At 66.6% G+C, this 15,582-nt stretch carries 11 protein-coding genes and 1 pseudogene; 3 read left to right on the top strand and 9 right to left on the bottom strand.

What is annotated here, in order from left to right:
- Positions 1-4: 4 nt before the first annotated feature.
- Together CYU59_RS03550 and CYU59_RS03545 are read right to left on the bottom strand one after the other, a co-directional pair.
- Positions 5-835, bottom strand: coding sequence for a class I SAM-dependent methyltransferase (locus CYU59_RS03550; RefSeq protein ID WP_292975963.1), 831 nt, complete (start codon positions 833-835; stop codon positions 5-7).
- A complete protein-coding gene (locus tag CYU59_RS03545; protein ID WP_292975961.1) occupies positions 835-1,698 on the bottom strand; it encodes an FkbM family methyltransferase in 864 nt (287 codons plus the stop codon). The genes CYU59_RS03550 and CYU59_RS03545 overlap by 1 nt, the downstream gene beginning before the upstream one ends.
- Positions 1,699-1,903: 205 nt before the next feature.
- Here CYU59_RS03545 and CYU59_RS03540 point away from each other — a divergent pair, with 205 nt between their 5' ends.
- The gene (locus tag CYU59_RS03540) at positions 1,904-2,983 is read left to right on the top strand and encodes a glycosyltransferase (protein ID WP_292975998.1); all 1,080 of its coding nucleotides are present in this window, start codon (positions 1,904-1,906) and stop codon (positions 2,981-2,983) included.
- A 15-nt stretch (positions 2,984-2,998) separates the two neighbouring features.
- Positions 2,999-3,787: an FkbM family methyltransferase gene (locus tag CYU59_RS03535; RefSeq protein ID WP_292975959.1), complete on the top strand. Its 789-nt coding sequence runs from the start codon at positions 2,999-3,001 to the stop codon at positions 3,785-3,787.
- Between the two features lies 1 nt (position 3,788).
- Here the strand turns inward: CYU59_RS03535 and CYU59_RS03530 are convergent, their stop codons facing one another.
- The 6 genes from CYU59_RS03530 to CYU59_RS03505 form a co-directional block, all read right to left on the bottom strand.
- Complete coding sequence (locus CYU59_RS03530; RefSeq protein WP_292975957.1) at positions 3,789-4,889, bottom strand: glycosyltransferase; 1,101 nt, start codon at positions 4,887-4,889, stop codon at positions 3,789-3,791.
- Positions 4,886-6,532, bottom strand: coding sequence for a hypothetical protein (locus CYU59_RS03525; protein ID WP_292975996.1), 1,647 nt, complete (start codon positions 6,530-6,532; stop codon positions 4,886-4,888). The genes CYU59_RS03530 and CYU59_RS03525 overlap by 4 nt, the downstream gene beginning before the upstream one ends.
- 34 nt (positions 6,533-6,566) lie before the next feature.
- Complete coding sequence (locus CYU59_RS03520; RefSeq protein WP_292975955.1) at positions 6,567-8,069, bottom strand: O-antigen ligase family protein; 1,503 nt, start codon at positions 8,067-8,069, stop codon at positions 6,567-6,569.
- Entirely contained in the window at positions 8,066-9,562 is a 1,497-nt protein-coding gene (locus tag CYU59_RS03515; protein WP_292975953.1) for a polysaccharide biosynthesis tyrosine autokinase, read from the bottom strand. Before CYU59_RS03515 ends, CYU59_RS03520 begins: the two co-directional genes overlap by 4 nt.
- A gap of 158 nt (positions 9,563-9,720) precedes the next feature.
- Positions 9,721-11,031, bottom strand: a complete 1,311-nt coding sequence (locus CYU59_RS03510; protein WP_292975951.1) for a cytochrome P450 — start codon at positions 11,029-11,031, stop codon at positions 9,721-9,723.
- Positions 11,032-11,227: 196 nt separating this feature from the next.
- Positions 11,228-13,351 (bottom strand): Rv1355c family protein, encoded by a 2,124-nt coding sequence (locus tag CYU59_RS03505; protein WP_292975949.1) that lies wholly within the window; start codon positions 13,349-13,351, stop codon positions 11,228-11,230.
- Positions 13,352-13,551: 200 nt separating this feature from the next.
- Between CYU59_RS03505 and CYU59_RS03500 the strand changes: the two genes are divergently transcribed.
- Positions 13,552-15,390 (top strand): EAL domain-containing protein, encoded by a 1,839-nt coding sequence (locus tag CYU59_RS03500; protein ID WP_292975994.1) that lies wholly within the window; start codon positions 13,552-13,554, stop codon positions 15,388-15,390.
- A gap of 12 nt (positions 15,391-15,402) precedes the next feature.
- Here the strand turns inward: CYU59_RS03500 and CYU59_RS03495 are convergent.
- A pseudogene (locus CYU59_RS03495) lies at positions 15,403-15,582 on the bottom strand (hypothetical protein); the annotation flags it as partial.

The following is a 15,582-nucleotide window of genomic DNA, read 5'->3' as shown; positions in this document are numbered from 1 at the left end:
CTGGCTAGGGTTTGACGGTCTGCAAGTACACGCTGAACATGTGCCGGTAGAGCCAGCCAAGTGCCGGCAGCGCGGCCTTGGGAGCGCCCGGCAGGCGATCGCCGATCTTCTCGCGCGAGGAAAGCTTTGCATCGCAACGCAGTCCGTGCCGCTGCATCGTCTTGATGCTGGCCCGCACGGACCGGTAGAAGGTTTCGTCCTCGCTGAACCGGCCGAAAATTTCGGCGCGCTCGCGCAGCGCGTAATCGGTGAAGTAAGGCGCCGCCAACCCGAAGCGCAGCGCGGCCGTCACGCCGGCGCGACGCAGCGGTCCTTTGGGCAGCCAGTGCACGATCGGGGCCCGCAGGTGACTCTCGACGGGACGCCACTTGGCATCCCAGATGTGCAGCCCGCCGGCACCACGCGCGGAGACCCGGGCCACTTCGGTGGCGAAGGCGCCCAGATCGGCGACGTGCTCGAGGACCTGGTCGGACAGCACCACGTCGAACATGCCGTCGGCGAAGGGGTAGGTGAAGTCGGGGTTCATCGGCTGCAGGCGCACCGGATCGGCACCGATACGGGTGAGATATTCACGGCCCCGGTCGATGTAGTCGGTGCGGACATCGGTACCGTGCGCGTCGAAACCCTCGGCGCACAGCCACGCGACGGTGTCGCCACGGCCGCAGCCGACGTCCAGAATGCGCAACGCCGCGCGGTCCGTCCCGCGACGGTCCAGCTCGCGCTCGAGGTACCGCTGCACGTAACCGGTTGGCACAATTGGCGATTCGATGAGGTGGTTCTTGCTGTCCTCGTCGTGCTCGGCGAAGTTCGGCAGCCGGTCCCCGGTGATCGTCATCACGAGACGACCGGGAGGCCGGCCAGCAACTCGGGCGCCCGCACCGCACAGAAGTCGTGGACGTAACCGTCGGGCATCGCGAACGGGTGGAACTCCCCGGAGCGGACCATGGACATCTGGTCGCGTTCGACGTCAAACTGCGCGATCGGCCGCAGCGCAGTCGCGGTGACGTAATACACGTGGTAGCCGAGCGCCTCGATTTCGGCGAAGACGTCCGCGATGGGCATGCCGAGATGACGCTGCTCTATCTCGATGAGGATCGATGGATGACTACGGCGGAAAAGCGAAGCGCCGCCGCGTAATACCGAGAGCTCGTGGCCCTCGACGTCGATCTTGACAAAGTCGACGCGGGCGGATGGTCCGATCGCGTCGTCGAGCCGAACGGTGGGGACCTCGATCGTCTCGACGTCGACGCCTTGACCGTCGAACCCGTGAGACAGGCTGGCCTGCGCGGTCACCAGTCGGGTCTGCTGGCGCGGGACCTGGAGTCGTGCGTGTCCGGCGACATCCGAGACGGCCGAGGGGCTGAAGCGGACCTGCGGCCGGGCATCGGCCAGCTTGCCCAGCATCGGCGCATTGGCCGGGTGTGGCTCAAAGCTGTACACCTGACCGGACTTTCCTACGCGGCGCGCGAGGTGATAACTGAACAGGCCCCAACTGGCGCCCACGTCGACAACGGTCGCGCCCGGATGCGCGAAGTGGTCGGCCGCAATCAAAGCAAGGTCGTGGCTCCGGCGCCGACGCCACAGCATTTCGGTGGTGCCGGCCATCGCGTGGCGGCCCAGGTAGCGTCCGATGTTTCGCACTGTCGCGTATTTCGCAGCCCAGTTGACCACGTCTTCGCGGTTTGCCACCGACACCATCCAAGCGCCTTCCTGCGACTCGAGAACCCGTCCGCGCAGGATACCAGAAGTAGCACAAAGTGTTGGTAATCATTCAAAAAGTATGTAGACTGGCCGTCAGTTGGTGATCGGTTTGGCGCGGCGTGCCAGCCACAATGAGGGGACAGCAATCCAGATGACCGCTGAACGCGGCGAGGTCGTGCGACCCGGAGCGCATTCATTGCGGGTGTTGTGGCTGTCGCCGGGGATGCGGCAGCTGGCGCGAGTACGCGCAGAAGCACTGCGCGCGCGCGGTATTGACGTTCTGCTCGTGACGTCGGATCAGTATTTCCCCAAATCCGACACCCGCGACTACGAGTTGGTGCTCGATCCGCAATTTCGCAAGGCCGCGACCTGGTCGCCACACTTCGCCGCCTGGCGTCGCGCCCGCCGATACCGGCCCGACGTCGTGATCGCGGAGTTGGTCACCGACCCGCGCTGGATCGCGCTGGCCGGAACGGCCCCCCGCATCCAGATGGTGCACGACGACCGCCCGCACGATCCGGACGAGCAACTGCCGTCGTACAAGACGGCGGTGTTCGATCGTTGGGGCGCGGCGTCGGCGGCCACCGTCGCCTGCAGCGACTACGTTGCGACGCAGATTGTCCGGCGGCGTGATGTGGCCGGCACCGACGTGCGCATGGTTCCGCTCTGCAGCGACCTCGACGCGAGCGCTGTCCCGCCATTCGTCGGTGCCGGCGAACGGCGGGACTTCGTGATGCTCGGCCGGCTCAACCCGTACAAGAACGTCGACGTGGTGCTCGACGCGTGGGAGCGTCACGTCGCCGGGAAGCACTGGCGCGGAGACGATCTGGTGTTCATCGGTGACGGCCCGGCAATGAGCCGGAGTCTGCCCGCACACACCCGTTGGGTGTCGGGTAAGTACCGCTACGACGATGTCGTCGCAAAGCTGGCCGCCGCCAAGGCCTCGCTAGCCCCGCATCGGCGTGCGTCGCAGAGCGGCGTGCAACTGCTCTCGATGCAGTTGGGTGTGATGCCCATCGTGTCGACCGCCGGGGCGCTACCGGAATTCCAGCCGCCCGGTTGTCCGCCCGTCGGGATCGACGACGTCGACGGATTGGCCTCCGCGTTCGACACATTGGCCAGCGCGCGCACCGCGGCACGGTGTGGCGCTGCGGCCGCGCGGCATTACCAGGAGAACTTCACCATCGAGCACAGCACCGAGGGCTTGCTGAATGTGTTGACCGACGTCATGACGTCGTCGGTCGCCACTGCGAAGCCGGAAACCGTTCGCGCTACGGCGTAATTAGGGGGATCTCACATGTCTGTCGCCGTCTCGGCCAAGCGTTCACTGGCGCCGTTGGTCAAAGCCGTTGCGCCACGGTCGTTCTACCGACGGAAGTACCGCATTCTGAGCCAGCTCGCGGCGTCCAACGCCGAGATCCGAATGGTCCAGTCACTGTGCGATCCCACCCGGGTCTCGCTGGACATCGGCGCCGACGTCGGCGAATTCAGCATCGCCATGGCGGCGTCGTCGCGATCGGTCGTTGCGTTCGAGCCGCGACCGGCCCAGGCCCGGGCGCTCACGGACATGTTCGACGCCGTCGGTGCGGCGGTGCGGATCGAGGCCGTCGCACTGTCCGACCAGCCGGGCATCACGGCGATGCGGGTGCTGGAATTCGACCCGGGCCGCAGCACCATCGACGTCGACAACTCGTTGGCCGATGCCGACGGCAGCCCGGTGCAGACCATCGATGTCGAGGTCAAACGACTCGACGATATGGAACTCGGCGATATCGGGCTGATCAAGATCGACGTCGAAGGCCACGAGCTGGCCGTCCTGTGCGGCGCGGCCGACACCTTGCGGCGCTACCGGCCGACGCTGGTGGTCGAAGCCGAAGAGCGCCACCACGTGGGCGCGGTCGCCGCGATCAACGAGTTCCTGACCGGGCTGGGCTACAACGGTTCGTTCACCGTCGAGGGAACCCGTTTCCCGATAAGCGAATTCGACCCCGCCCGGCATCAGGACCCGTCGAACATCGCCGGCTGGAAAGATGGCTGGGCAACTCGCGGAACTTACGTCAACAACTTCGTCTTCGTAGCGTCCTGAGTCACGCCGTCTCGAGGCGCGACGAACGCCGGCCGTCGGCCAGTTCGAGCCACAGCTGCGTGAGGCGCTGGTACCAGCGGTCGATGCCGAAGTCGTGAGTGCGGCGGCGGGCCGCGGCGCCCAGTGCGGCACGCCGCGATTCGTCACCGACCAGAGTGGCCAGCGCGTCGGCGATCTCGCTCGGCGAACCCGGTTGCACGAGAACGCCATTGACCCCGTCGCTGACTGCTTCGCCGATGCTGCCCACCATCGTGGTCACCGGCACCAGTCCCTGCGCCATCGCCTCCAACAGTGCCATCGGCAGGCCCTCGTCGTAGCTCGGCAAGACGAAAATGTGGGCGCTGCCCAGCAACTGGTCCCGATCCGACGGACCCAGCCAGCCGGCGACGTCGATCGTCTCGTCGAGGCCGGCGTCGGTGACCGCCGCCCGCACGTCGTCGATCTCACCGTCACCGGCAAGCGTCAGCCGCAGTCGGCTCCGCACGTCGGCGTCGAGTCGGCCGATCGCGGCGATCAAGTCGTAGCTACCCTTGCGCATGCCCAGTCGGCCCAGCGCCACAGCGTGAACCGGGTGCGCCCGGAACTGGCATACCGGGTCGGCGGATATCTGGACGGCGTTGTGCAGCACACCGATCCGATCTTCAGCCAGCCGTATGCGGTCCGCGTATTCCCGGACGTGCCGATCGCCCAGCACCAGCCAGCGATCAGCGGTCAGCAGGCGCCGGACCACGGCCCGGCCCCACGATGGAAGGCGGTCGAACCAACCGCCGAAGTCGTAGCTGTGGCCATGGATCACCGACGGCACCCCCGCCACGCGGGCGGCCGCCAAGGGCAGTGCCTTGCGGAGCACGCTGCCGCCGTGGGCCAAGTGGACGTGCAGGATGTCGGTCCTGCCGGCCAACACCAGCCAGGTGGCGCGCAGCATGCCCGACACGCTGACCGCCAACCGATGCCATCGGGTGCCCTCGACGTACGTCGGCACCGCCGTGATCGCGAAGTTTCGGTCGGGGTGCGCGACCATCAGCGCGATGACCGTTGCCATGCCACCCCGGCTGACGGCCCCGGCCGGGGCCGGGCCGACGACAAGCACTCGCAGAGTCATTGCGCTGAACCGGCTTTGCGGTCGGTGCGCGGAATATCGAGCGTGGCAATCGGATACCAGCCGGAGCTGTCCCGGCCGTCGCGGGCCAGCTGCATGGGCGGATAGTCCACCACGTGCGAGGCTCCCGGTTTGTGCTGTCGCCATTCGGCGGCGGCCTGCAGGGCGTAGTGTCCGGGCGGCAGCCCGGCCAGTTCGACGCGCACCGTCTCGTCCTTCGAATCCGGGACCGGCTGCGCGCTGTCGCCGTCGTCGTGGTGGACGAGGTCTTTGAGCACGACATGCGAGGGGATCGTCCGGACCACCGCGCCGGAGAAGTCTACCACCCGGTAACCGGGTGACCACTTCTCGATGGCGGCCGCGGATCCGTAGTTGGTCCAGGTGGCCGTGATCGTCGCCACCTGGTCACGCACTGATTCCGAGCCGCTCCGGGCTGTCGCCGAATAACGATAGCCCGCAATGACATTGGCCTGTGCCCACTGCAGGTACAGCGCGGAGTCCATCGCGGTGCTGGACCTGCTGTCGGGAAAGTTGACGCTGGAGGTCATCGCCACGTGGTACTTGACGATGTCGCGCAGGGCCTGCCGGTAGTAGCTCGGCAGATCGCGCGACCGGCCATCGGTCAGATCCGCCCATTCGGTGATCACCGGGGCCGACGCGAAGCGCTTGCGAACCACGTCGATGAAGGGGTTCTTCTGAAGCACGTACTGGGAGTAGGGATTGGTCGCCCACGCCGGCATCGGCGAATACATGCCCAGTGCATTGGTACGGATGCCGACCGGCGCGTCCAGCCGCCCGGTGATGTTGGGATCCTCGAACAGTTCCCGCATGATTTCGGGGTTGTTCGACGTCACGTCCATCTGGGTGTGCGGGAACGCCCGGGCATGCGCGGCGACCAGTCGGCGGATCGAATCGAGAGTGATGGTCTGGTCGTGGAACACGGCGTAGTACCCCAGCTGCTTCATGCTGTCTTCCTGCGACGGTCCAGGAGCCTTCAAGGTGTCGCGGATGTAGGAGATGTGGTTCTCGCTGAAATCGCCGTAGCCGGAGAACTCGAACACCGACAGCCGTTCATCGGTGTCGTAGCGGCGGCCCAACCCTTCGAGCAGCTTCTCGAAGCCGTCCAGGTAGTGCGGGTCGTTCCAGTTCGGAACCACCTGGGTGATCCTGGGTGAGCTGGTGGTGGGTCCGGGGTAGCTGGTACTCGACCCGGGGAAGGCCCGAATCCAGTCGGGGATTTCGATGTTCGTGTTGTCCGGGTACTGCGCGTTACAGCAGGAGTTGTACGAGTACACCTGAAGCATCAGCCGCGCACCACGTTTGGATGCATCGGCCAGCGCCTCGTCGATCATATGGAAGTCGTACTTCTGATCGTCGGCAGCATTCGGTGCGAGGGTGCCCGGATCGGTGGGTTGCAACTGCCGCCACGACAGTCGAAGGCTCACGTCGTGAGTCTTCGGCCAGGCAGGGTATCGCCGGTCGGCGGCGTTGCCCTGCGGGAAGAGTGGCTGCAGGAGATCCTCGTATTGTCCGCGGAGCGGATTGGTGACTTCCTGCGTATCGATCGGGATTGCCGGACTGGCCAGAGCTACCAGCGATTCCCGAGGTGCGGCGTCGTGGTCGGCGCACCCGCCGACGGCCAGCACCGCGGCTGCCAGCACCGCCGCGAGCTTGCGAAGGTCATGCCGCACCGCACACCCCGACCGGTGTCGAAAGCTGCTGCGAATCAGTCTCATTCGGTGCATCGGCGGCGTGGTCACGGCGCTGTGCGCGGTCCAGGTTGGCAAACGCCAACGCCGAACCCAGTGCCATGCCGAGGACCAACGCGCTGGCTGGTTCCTCGGGCAGCGGAGCGACGTTGCAGATCACCAACAGTCCGATGCTGACTGCGGCGCCGGCCTTGGCGAGCGCGGAGGCGCTGCGCAATCCGCGGATCAGCGGGGTCAGCGCAAACCATGCGAATGCGGCCATCCCCACGGCGCCGGATTTGCACAGCCACCAGAGATAGAAGTTGTGCGCATACGTGGTTCCCAATGTCGCGGTGAACCAGTTGGGGTCGTTGCCGAACGGCATCTGATACGCGTAACCCAGCCCGTGCCCGAACAGCGGTGCCTCACTGATGGCGCGGTTGAGTTTGGCGTTCTCGCGCAGTCGATCCAGCGTCGATTCGTCCACGGCGAGCGCATCAGTCGACACACCGCCGAGCACCCGGTTGTTGTAACCGACGATCTGGTTGCCCAGCCAGACACCGGCCTCGGAATGCTGCAGCAGGAACAACGCGGCGGGCAGCGTGACCGCCAACAACGCCGCACCCAACAGCAGAAGCTGACCGGTCCGGCGCAGCGTCGACCAATTCATGCTGGTCAGGATCGCGATCGCGGCGGCCACGCCGACGGCGAGCAGGGTGCTGCGCGCGAACGTCAGCGCGGTGACGATCATCGCGGGCGGAAAGAACACCAGCCATGCGGCGGCCCGGCCACGGCCCAGGATCTGCAGGGCCACCAGCGTGGTCAGCACGGCGATCGCCGGGGTCTCGGCGGTGGTGATGATCCGGTTGGTGTCGACGGCTCCGGCCATGTCCGCCATGCTTTCCGACCGGCCCGCGAGCTGGATGCTGTGGAAGGAGCCGGCGATGACCATGCCCGCCGAAAACCACATCGTGGCCCCGACCGCGTACAGCGTGCCCTTGATGTAGTCGGCGTAGACGATCAGCAAGGCCAGCACCACACCGACGACCAGTTCCAGCATGTACATCGCCTCGTGCACGACCCGGTCGACGGCGTTGTCGGCCGCCAGGCCCACCTGGGTGAAGAACAGGATCGTCAGGACGAACATCGCCGGCAGCCGGAACATCGAAAGTTGAGGGCGCACAATCGGAATCAGGTAGCAGAGCGCGAGTATCAGCGCGACGTGGTAGGCGTATACCGGTATCGGACCGAAGACCTTTCCGATGTGCAATCCCTCGGGCAGCGCGGCGAACGACAAGAACAGCGCGACGCTGACCATGATCTGCGGTTTGACCCAGTACAGCACCAAGCAGAACAGCGCACCGATCAGCAGCAGACCGTAGACCGTGGTCCGGACTGCCAAGATGCCGAAGACGAAGCACCCGAACAGGAATGCCGCCACCGTGACGGTGTCGATCACTCTCCGTTCACGGCTGTCGCGGACGTACAGGATCATGAAGACCCGCTGATGACCAAGGCTCGAGACGGCTTGCGGTGGTAGGCCCGGACGGCCGCCCGGGTGTAGCGCGGCATGCGCGCGTCGGTCAGCACGGTGCCGACCACATCGATTCCAGCCGAACGCATGACATGCAGTGCGTCGGTGACTTCGTCGAACGTGGTCCGCCCGGCGCGGACCACCAGGACGGTGGCTTGTGCGGCGTCGGCCAGCAGGCCGGCGTCGGCGGTGGCCAACACCGGCGAGCTGTCGATGATGGTGCGGTCGAACCGATTGGCCAAATCCTCGACCACACTGGCGAGTTCGGTGCTGCGGGCCAGGATGTCGTCGTCACGGGCGTTGCGCGAGGCGACCATGAACACCTTGTCGATGGACGTCCCCGACACGGCGTCCATCGCTGCGACATCGCGGTCGGCGAGGATGTCCGCCAACCCGATCCCGGATTTGACACCCATCACGCGAGCGAGTGCGGGTTTACGGATGTCACCCTCGACGATCAGGGTCCGCTCGCCGAGTTCGGCGAAAGCGCCGGCCAGGTTCAGCGCCGTCGTCGTGGTTCCCTCGCCGCCGAACGGTGCGGCCAGCAGCACCCGACGGGTCTGGGGTTCCAGCACCTTGATCAACCGGGTGCGGAAGGTGCGCACCGCATCGTCGAAGGAGCCGTCGGCGCCGAACCTCGACGCGACCTTCGGCCGGGCGGGCAGCTCCGCCAGCGTCGGAACCCCGGACAGCTCTTCGAGTTTCGCGCGGTCCCGCACACTGCGGTCGGTGGCCTTGCGAGTCAGGGCCACCCCGACGCCCAGCAGCAGACCGGCCACCAAGCCCATCGCCATGTTGCGCGACGGGACCGGCTTGACCGGGGTCTGCGGAATGCCGGGCCGCTCGACCACGGTCGCGGTGGCCAACGGCAGCGCGGTTCGGGGCGGATCCGGTTGCAGCGCGGGCGATCCGGGTGCGGGGGGCGGGGCTGCCGCGTCGAGTTGGGTGTCCGGCGCGATCCGTTGACTGTCCGAAGGATCCGGTCGTGGTGGCCGCGGGCGCTCGATCGGGCGCGGGCCCTCGCCCAGCGTGGGAACCATCGCCGCGAACTGGTCGGCCATTGCGCCGGCCAGGGCGGCGACCCGGGTCGGGTCGGTGTCCATCACGGTCAGATTCAGCAGCATCGACTTGGGCGTGGACGCCACGTGCGTCTGGCTCACCAAGGTGTCCGGGTCCACCGAGACGTGCAGCTGACGGACTGCCCGCTCGGCTACCGCATGCCCGCCCGCGACCTGGCCGTAGGAGGCCAACCGGTCCTGGGCGGCCTGGGTGGCGTAGTACACGTCGGTGAGGTTCTGCGCCCCGGAGAACGAGATCAGAATGGTCGCCGACGATTGGTAACTCTTCGTCTGCATCGCGGTCAGGAAGCCCGCGCCGACCAGGCACGCGAGTAGTGCGCCCACGACGAGCTTCCAGCTCCCGACGATGGTGCCGATAAAGGTACGGAAATCCATGCCCTGCCCCTAGACCAGTATGTTGCGAACTGATTTGCATACATGATGTCGGTTCTAGCGGCTAAAAGCAAACTTTTAGAATCGTTTGACCCCTGTGGGCTAAACGACGGTTTGTCGTCAATTGGGGGTGATGGCACCGAGCGGGAGTCCCGCCGTCGTCAACGGCGTGATCGGACCCTGGCGCGGATGGGGCCGTCGGCAATCATCGTGAAGTGCAGCGTCGTCGGGAAATCGGGGTCCGTCGACTGGATTTCGAAGGTGCGGATGATGGTGGCCAGCGCCAGCGTCACCTGGAGCATGGCGAAGTGATTGCCGATGCAGGCCCGCGGCCCGCCACCGAAGGGCAGGTACTGCCAGCGATCGATGGCCTTGAAGTTCTCCGGGCTGAACCGGTCTGGATCGAATCGCAGCGGGTCCTCCCAGAGCTGGGGGTCTCGCTGAACGGCCATCCGCCCGACGATGATCATCGTTCCTTTCGGCACCAGGTAGCCGTCCACTTCGACGTCCTGATCGGCCATCCGGGTGCCGGTGGGCGTGGGCGGGCACAGCCGCAGCGACTCCCGGACCACCTGCATGGTGTAGCCCAGCTGGGCCACGTCGTCCGGCGTCAACGGCCGGTCGGGCAATGCCGCGACCTCGGCCGCGACGCGGTCCTGGATCTCGGGATGCCGGCCCAGTGACCACAGGGAGTAACCCAGCGTGGTCGCGGTGGTGTCGTGTCCGGCGAACACGAAGATGATCAGCTCGTCGCAGATCTCCCGGTCGGACAGCTGAGCTCCGGTCTCGGGATCACGGGCCGCCAGCAAGGCTCGCACCAGCGGGGCGACGCGGGTCGGATCGGCCCGGCAGTCGTCCACGATCTCTTGCGTCAGGGTGTGCAGTTGGGCGTTGGCCTCCCGAGCCCGCCGGCGCGCCGGGGTCGGCAACCACGACGGCGCCCGCACCGGGCGCGTGGAGCGGCCGATCGCGTAGGCCAGTGCGACCCGCAGCGGTTCGGAGACCAGGTCGGCCCGCTGGTCGAGGTCGAGTCCGAGCACCGAACGGCCGAGAGAGCGCAGGGTCAGTGCGCGGCACTCGGCGTCGATGTCGATCTCGACGTCGTCCCCCCACTTGTCGCAGACCGCTTGGGCGGCCTGGGTTATATGGCCGCCGAACTCGTTCACCCGTTGCTTGGTGAAGACCGGCTGCAGGATGCGCCGGCGCGGTTTCCAAAGGTCGAAAGGCAGGACGGTGAGGTTGTCACCGAGGGTCGCGCGCATCTCGGTGAACACCGGGGTGGTCTTGTCCACCGAGGAGTCTTTCGTGCTCAACACGTCACGGATGGCGGCCGGCGAGGTGACCAACACCATCGGGGGCATCAGCCAGCGCGGGCCCAGCGCGAACGCGGTCACCCGGCCACCGGCGTCGCGCAGACGCTCAGTGCCGGTGCTGAACTGTTTGATCGCGGCGAGACGCTGCCGAAACGGCATCGGATTCACCGGCGGACGTGGCAGCGACCCATGCCCGGCGCGGGCACGAACTGGACTGTGAACCACTACTGCCTCCCCGGGTACTGCTTGGCGCCGACGCCCAAAGCCTAACGGCAGGTCGAAGTGTTGCGTGCCGAATGCTGCGACCACGGACCGTCACCCGGTCCGCGACGGCCGAGGTGAAGATGTCGGTTGGTCAATCAATCACGTTGCGCCGCAGATGAACCCGGCTTGCACTGCGCCGGCTGAGCACCGACGCCGGGGGAGCCGCACTGAACCGGAGCGCCAGCACGAGGGCGTCGTCCGGAGCCGTCTGGGTCAACCGCAGGAAGTCGCCGTGCAGCCGGATCAATTCGTCGGCGAACGGAGGAGACAGCTTCGCGAGCTCCGCGCTGGTGCGCGCGTGGATGAACACCGGAGACAGCGGCTGGACGCTGAGGCCTTCACGCTGGGCGAGGATCCACACCGCCTCGGTGGCCGCCCCGCCCCTGACGTAGTCGGCCAGACTGTCGCCGGTCACGGTGATCACCGCCAGTGCGGAACTGGCGCGGATCCGGTCACGGGTGTCGTCTCCGAGAGCTGCGCCGGCGTTCCAATCGGCGAGGCGACCCATCACGTCGGGTCGGCGCAGGATTTCGAGCATCGCCTGGTCGCTGGCGTCCAGTTCGAGGGTGCGAATGTCGAGTCCGGTGTCTGGTTCGGGATCGCCGGGGAGCCGGAGTTCGGCGAACATCTCGCCGTGCAGGTGCGGAGTCAAATACCGGATGCGGTCGGCGGCCGCGAAAATCGTTGCGGCATGGGCAAGTTCGGTTTCACTGCTGAGCACCCGCAGATGTGCCCCTTCGTGCCGTGCGGCGGCGACGAGCAACTCGATGGTCCCGTCGTCGATCGGCTGGGCGATCCCGTGGCGCCGGTTCGTCTCGCGCGCCAGCATCGGGCGGTACAGCTCGGCCAGCGCCGGGTCTTCGCCTGTCCCGAGCGTCAGTTCGGCCCGCAACGGGATTCCATCGACGTCCTCGGCGACGTCGACCGGGCCGAGCACCCCGTGCGCGGCGGCGGCGACCCGGACGTTGAACAGTGCCGCACCCACCGCGAGTGCGCTGCCGCGCAAGCCGACGTCCATCGCCGAGGTGTGTTCCGGCGCGACGGTGATCGTGATGTCGTTCGGGTTCGCCTCGATGCGCCACGGCTGGCTGTTTCCGCCGGATGGGGCGCGCATCGCGGCGGCGACGATCGGGTCGTCGATCGTCGGCAGACCGGCGTCGTCGAAGGCGCGCGACGGTTCCGGCGCGGGCTCGTCGAGTTGGTCGAGCGCCCAACCGACGTCGACCCGACACCGGCCCGAGTTCAAGGTTTCGCCGAGGCCGATCCGGCGCACGGCTTCGGCGACCGCCGAGGCACCGATGACGACGTCCGATGCCATCTGCGGCCAGGTGGACAACGTCCGGTCGACCTCGATCAGGGACGCGGTCGCACGCGGCGAGAGCTGTTCAGCTTCTAAGTGGCGCAGCATGTGCGGGATCTTGTCCCGGCTGCTCATCCCCGGGAGGAGGTCCACGTCGAGTTGCCCCAGCATCCCGTGCAGAATCGGTCGCTCGGGTTCGTGGTCGAAGCGTTCGACGTCGACCATCCCGCGGTCACTGGTCGCCATCACCACCGGAATGCGCCGCCGGCGGGCGGCCAGCCGCGCGACGGCCTTCATGTCGAGCGAATCACATTCTTCGACAACGACATCGAGTCCGTCGATGAAGGCGTCGACCGTCGCGACGGTGAGCCCGGCCTCGATCACCTCGACCCGCAGATAGGGATCGAGTTCAGCGATCCGGCGCGCCGCCACATGGGCCTTGTTGACCCCGAGGTCGAACACGGTGGCAGGTACCCGATTCAGATTCGACAACTCGAGGTGATCGAAGTCCGCCAACCGGATCGCGCCACACAGACCCTGGAGAGCGAGCGTGTGGGCGATGACGTGGCCGACGCTGAGGCCCGCGACCCCGATCGTCAACGTGCCGAGTTGGAGCTGCTCGTCGGCGGTGATGTTGTTGCGGTTGCGGTCGAGGCGCAGGGTCCGGAAACCCAGCGGACCGAGAACTGCGACCACGCTGCGCCGCCACGGATAGTAGGCCCACCGGATGCCTTCGGCCAGAATCGCTTCGCCGGGTTCGGGCCGCAGTTTCCGCAGGCCCGCGATCTGCTGATCGCCGTGGTCGAGAAACTCGATCGCCGGGTCGGCGCGCAGCCGGTTCAGCGTCTCGCGGTCGGCGGGATCGGCGGGGTCGAGTACCTGGGCCGCGTGAGCGGTTGCGACCAGATCGGGCACGCTGCTCCGTCCTATGTCAGTGTGGGTTTCGAGCATGTCGTCGCGATACCCACGTCGCTCGTCTGGTCAGCTTAACCAAGCGGCCCACCGTCTTACGCTGCTCACGGAGTTCTTTTCGGCCTGCCGGGCTGGTCCGCCGGCAGGCATGCACGAGACGGCATCTATTTGCGGCGGCGTAAATGACCGCTACCGTATTCGACATGTCCGGCGGGTTGGATGACCTGGTCACCGCGGCGGCTGCACATCTGATGGCGGCCACCGCGGCCGACTACGCTGCGGTCAGCCGGCAAGTGGTGGCGATGTTGGTGGAGCGTCTGGGTGTCGATATCGGTTTCCTGCGCCGCACCGACCACAGCATCCGTGCGACCATCCTGATCGCCGACTGGCCCCCACGGGAGAATGTCCCGGACCCGGACCCGATCGGGGTGGTGTACTTCGCCGACGCCGACTCGGTTTTCGGACTGATCGAAACCTACACCGAGCCTTACGTTTTGCGGCCCGACCCCGCGAACGTGGATTATCAGCGCAGCATCGAGGAGGGCACCGGCGCGCCCCAGACATCCATGGCTGCGGTTCCGCTGCTCTCCGGGGAGCTCACGACCGGAACGCTCGGCTTCGTCAATCTGGGAGACCGCGAATGGCTGCCGGACGAATTGAGCGCGCTGCAGGCCATCGCCGCCCTGTTCGCTCAGCTGCTGGCCCGCATCGACGCCGAAGAGCACCTGCAGTTTCTCGCCAATCATGACGAGCCGACCGGTCTGCTGAATCGGCGGGCGTTGCTCGCGCACCTCGATGAGCGACTGGTGGACGGGCAGCCGGGTCCGGTTGCGGCGCTGCAGATCGACGTCGACCGGCTGAAGGTGATCAACGATCACCTCGGCCAGAATGCCGGCGACCGCTACGTCAAAGCTTTCGCCGGGCTCTTGCGCGACGCCGTCGAAAGCTCGGCCACGATCGCCCGATTCGGCGGTGACGAGTTCGTGGTCGTGCCGAAGGATCCGATGGACGTCGCCGAGGCCGAGACCTTCGCTCGCCGGCTGCAGGCCGGAGTCAGCCAACAGGTCGAGATCGACGGTGAGAAAGTCAGCCGTCACGTGAGCATCGGAATCGCCATCGGCGAGCCGGGAGTCGACAACACCTCGGCAGTCCTGCGGCGCGCGAATCAAGCGTTGTCGTCGGTCAAGAGCGCCGGCGGGCGTGAGGTCGCCCGGTTCAGCCCCGACCTGTCGGACAAGTACGCGATCCGCAACGACATCGAACTGCAACTGGAAGGCACGATCGACAGCGGCAGCGGAGCGCTGGTGCTGCACTACCTTCCGGAATTCGACATGCGCACCGGCGAGGTGCTCGGCACCGAGGCGCTGGTCCGTTGGCAACATCCGACGCGGGGACTGATGATGCCGGAGTCGTTCATCAGTGTGGTCGAGTCGATCAACCTGGCCGGCCGGCTCGGGCGCCTGGTGATGCGCACAGCCTTCGAACAATTCAGCAACTGGCGGTCGCGCGGTGTGGGCAACGAAGCCGTCTTACGGGTGAACGTGTCCCCGGTTCAGCTGGTCGCGGAGGGAACCATCGAGATGGTCGCCGCCTCGCTCGAGGCGTTCGGGCTGGACGCGAACCAGGTATGCCTCGAGATCACCGAAAGCGTTGTGGTGCAAGACATCGACGCAACCCACAAAACCCTCGCCGGGCTCAAAGACATCGGCGTACGGATCGCCATCGACGACTTCGGCACCGGCTACAGCGCGCTGGCCTACCTCAAATCCCTGCCCGTCGACACGCTCAAGATCGATCGCGGCTTCGTCCGAGAGCTCGGCACCGACGAGGGCGACCAGGCCATCGTGCGCTCGATCATGTCGCTGGCCGACGCTTTCGATCTCGAAGTCATTGCCGAGGGAGTCGAGACCGCCGAAGCGGCACGGACGTTGTTGGACTTCAATTGCTATCGGGCACAAGGCTTTCTGCTGTCGCGTCCGTTGGAGGCCGAGGCGATGGAGGCGCTGTTGGCCCAGCGCTTCGTGCCTCTGGACTTCACCTGAGCCGGATCATGCTCAGGTAGCGGTCGCCGCACGGGAGCTGCACGCCGACTGGGCGAAGACCCGCCGGGTCAGGTACTGGGTCTCGGTCAAGATCTTGGACACCTGTTCCGGCTTGGCATGATTGACGAAATCGTGGCTGTCCCACCACATCATCTTGGTCTGGTATCGCTCACTCGGGTAAGGCGTCGCGGG

The sequence above is a fragment of the Mycobacterium sp. genome (genome assembly GCF_002863225.1).
GTDB lineage: Bacteria > Actinomycetota > Actinomycetes > Mycobacteriales > Mycobacteriaceae > Mycobacterium.
This window is presented reverse-complemented; position numbering and strand designations above follow the sequence as displayed.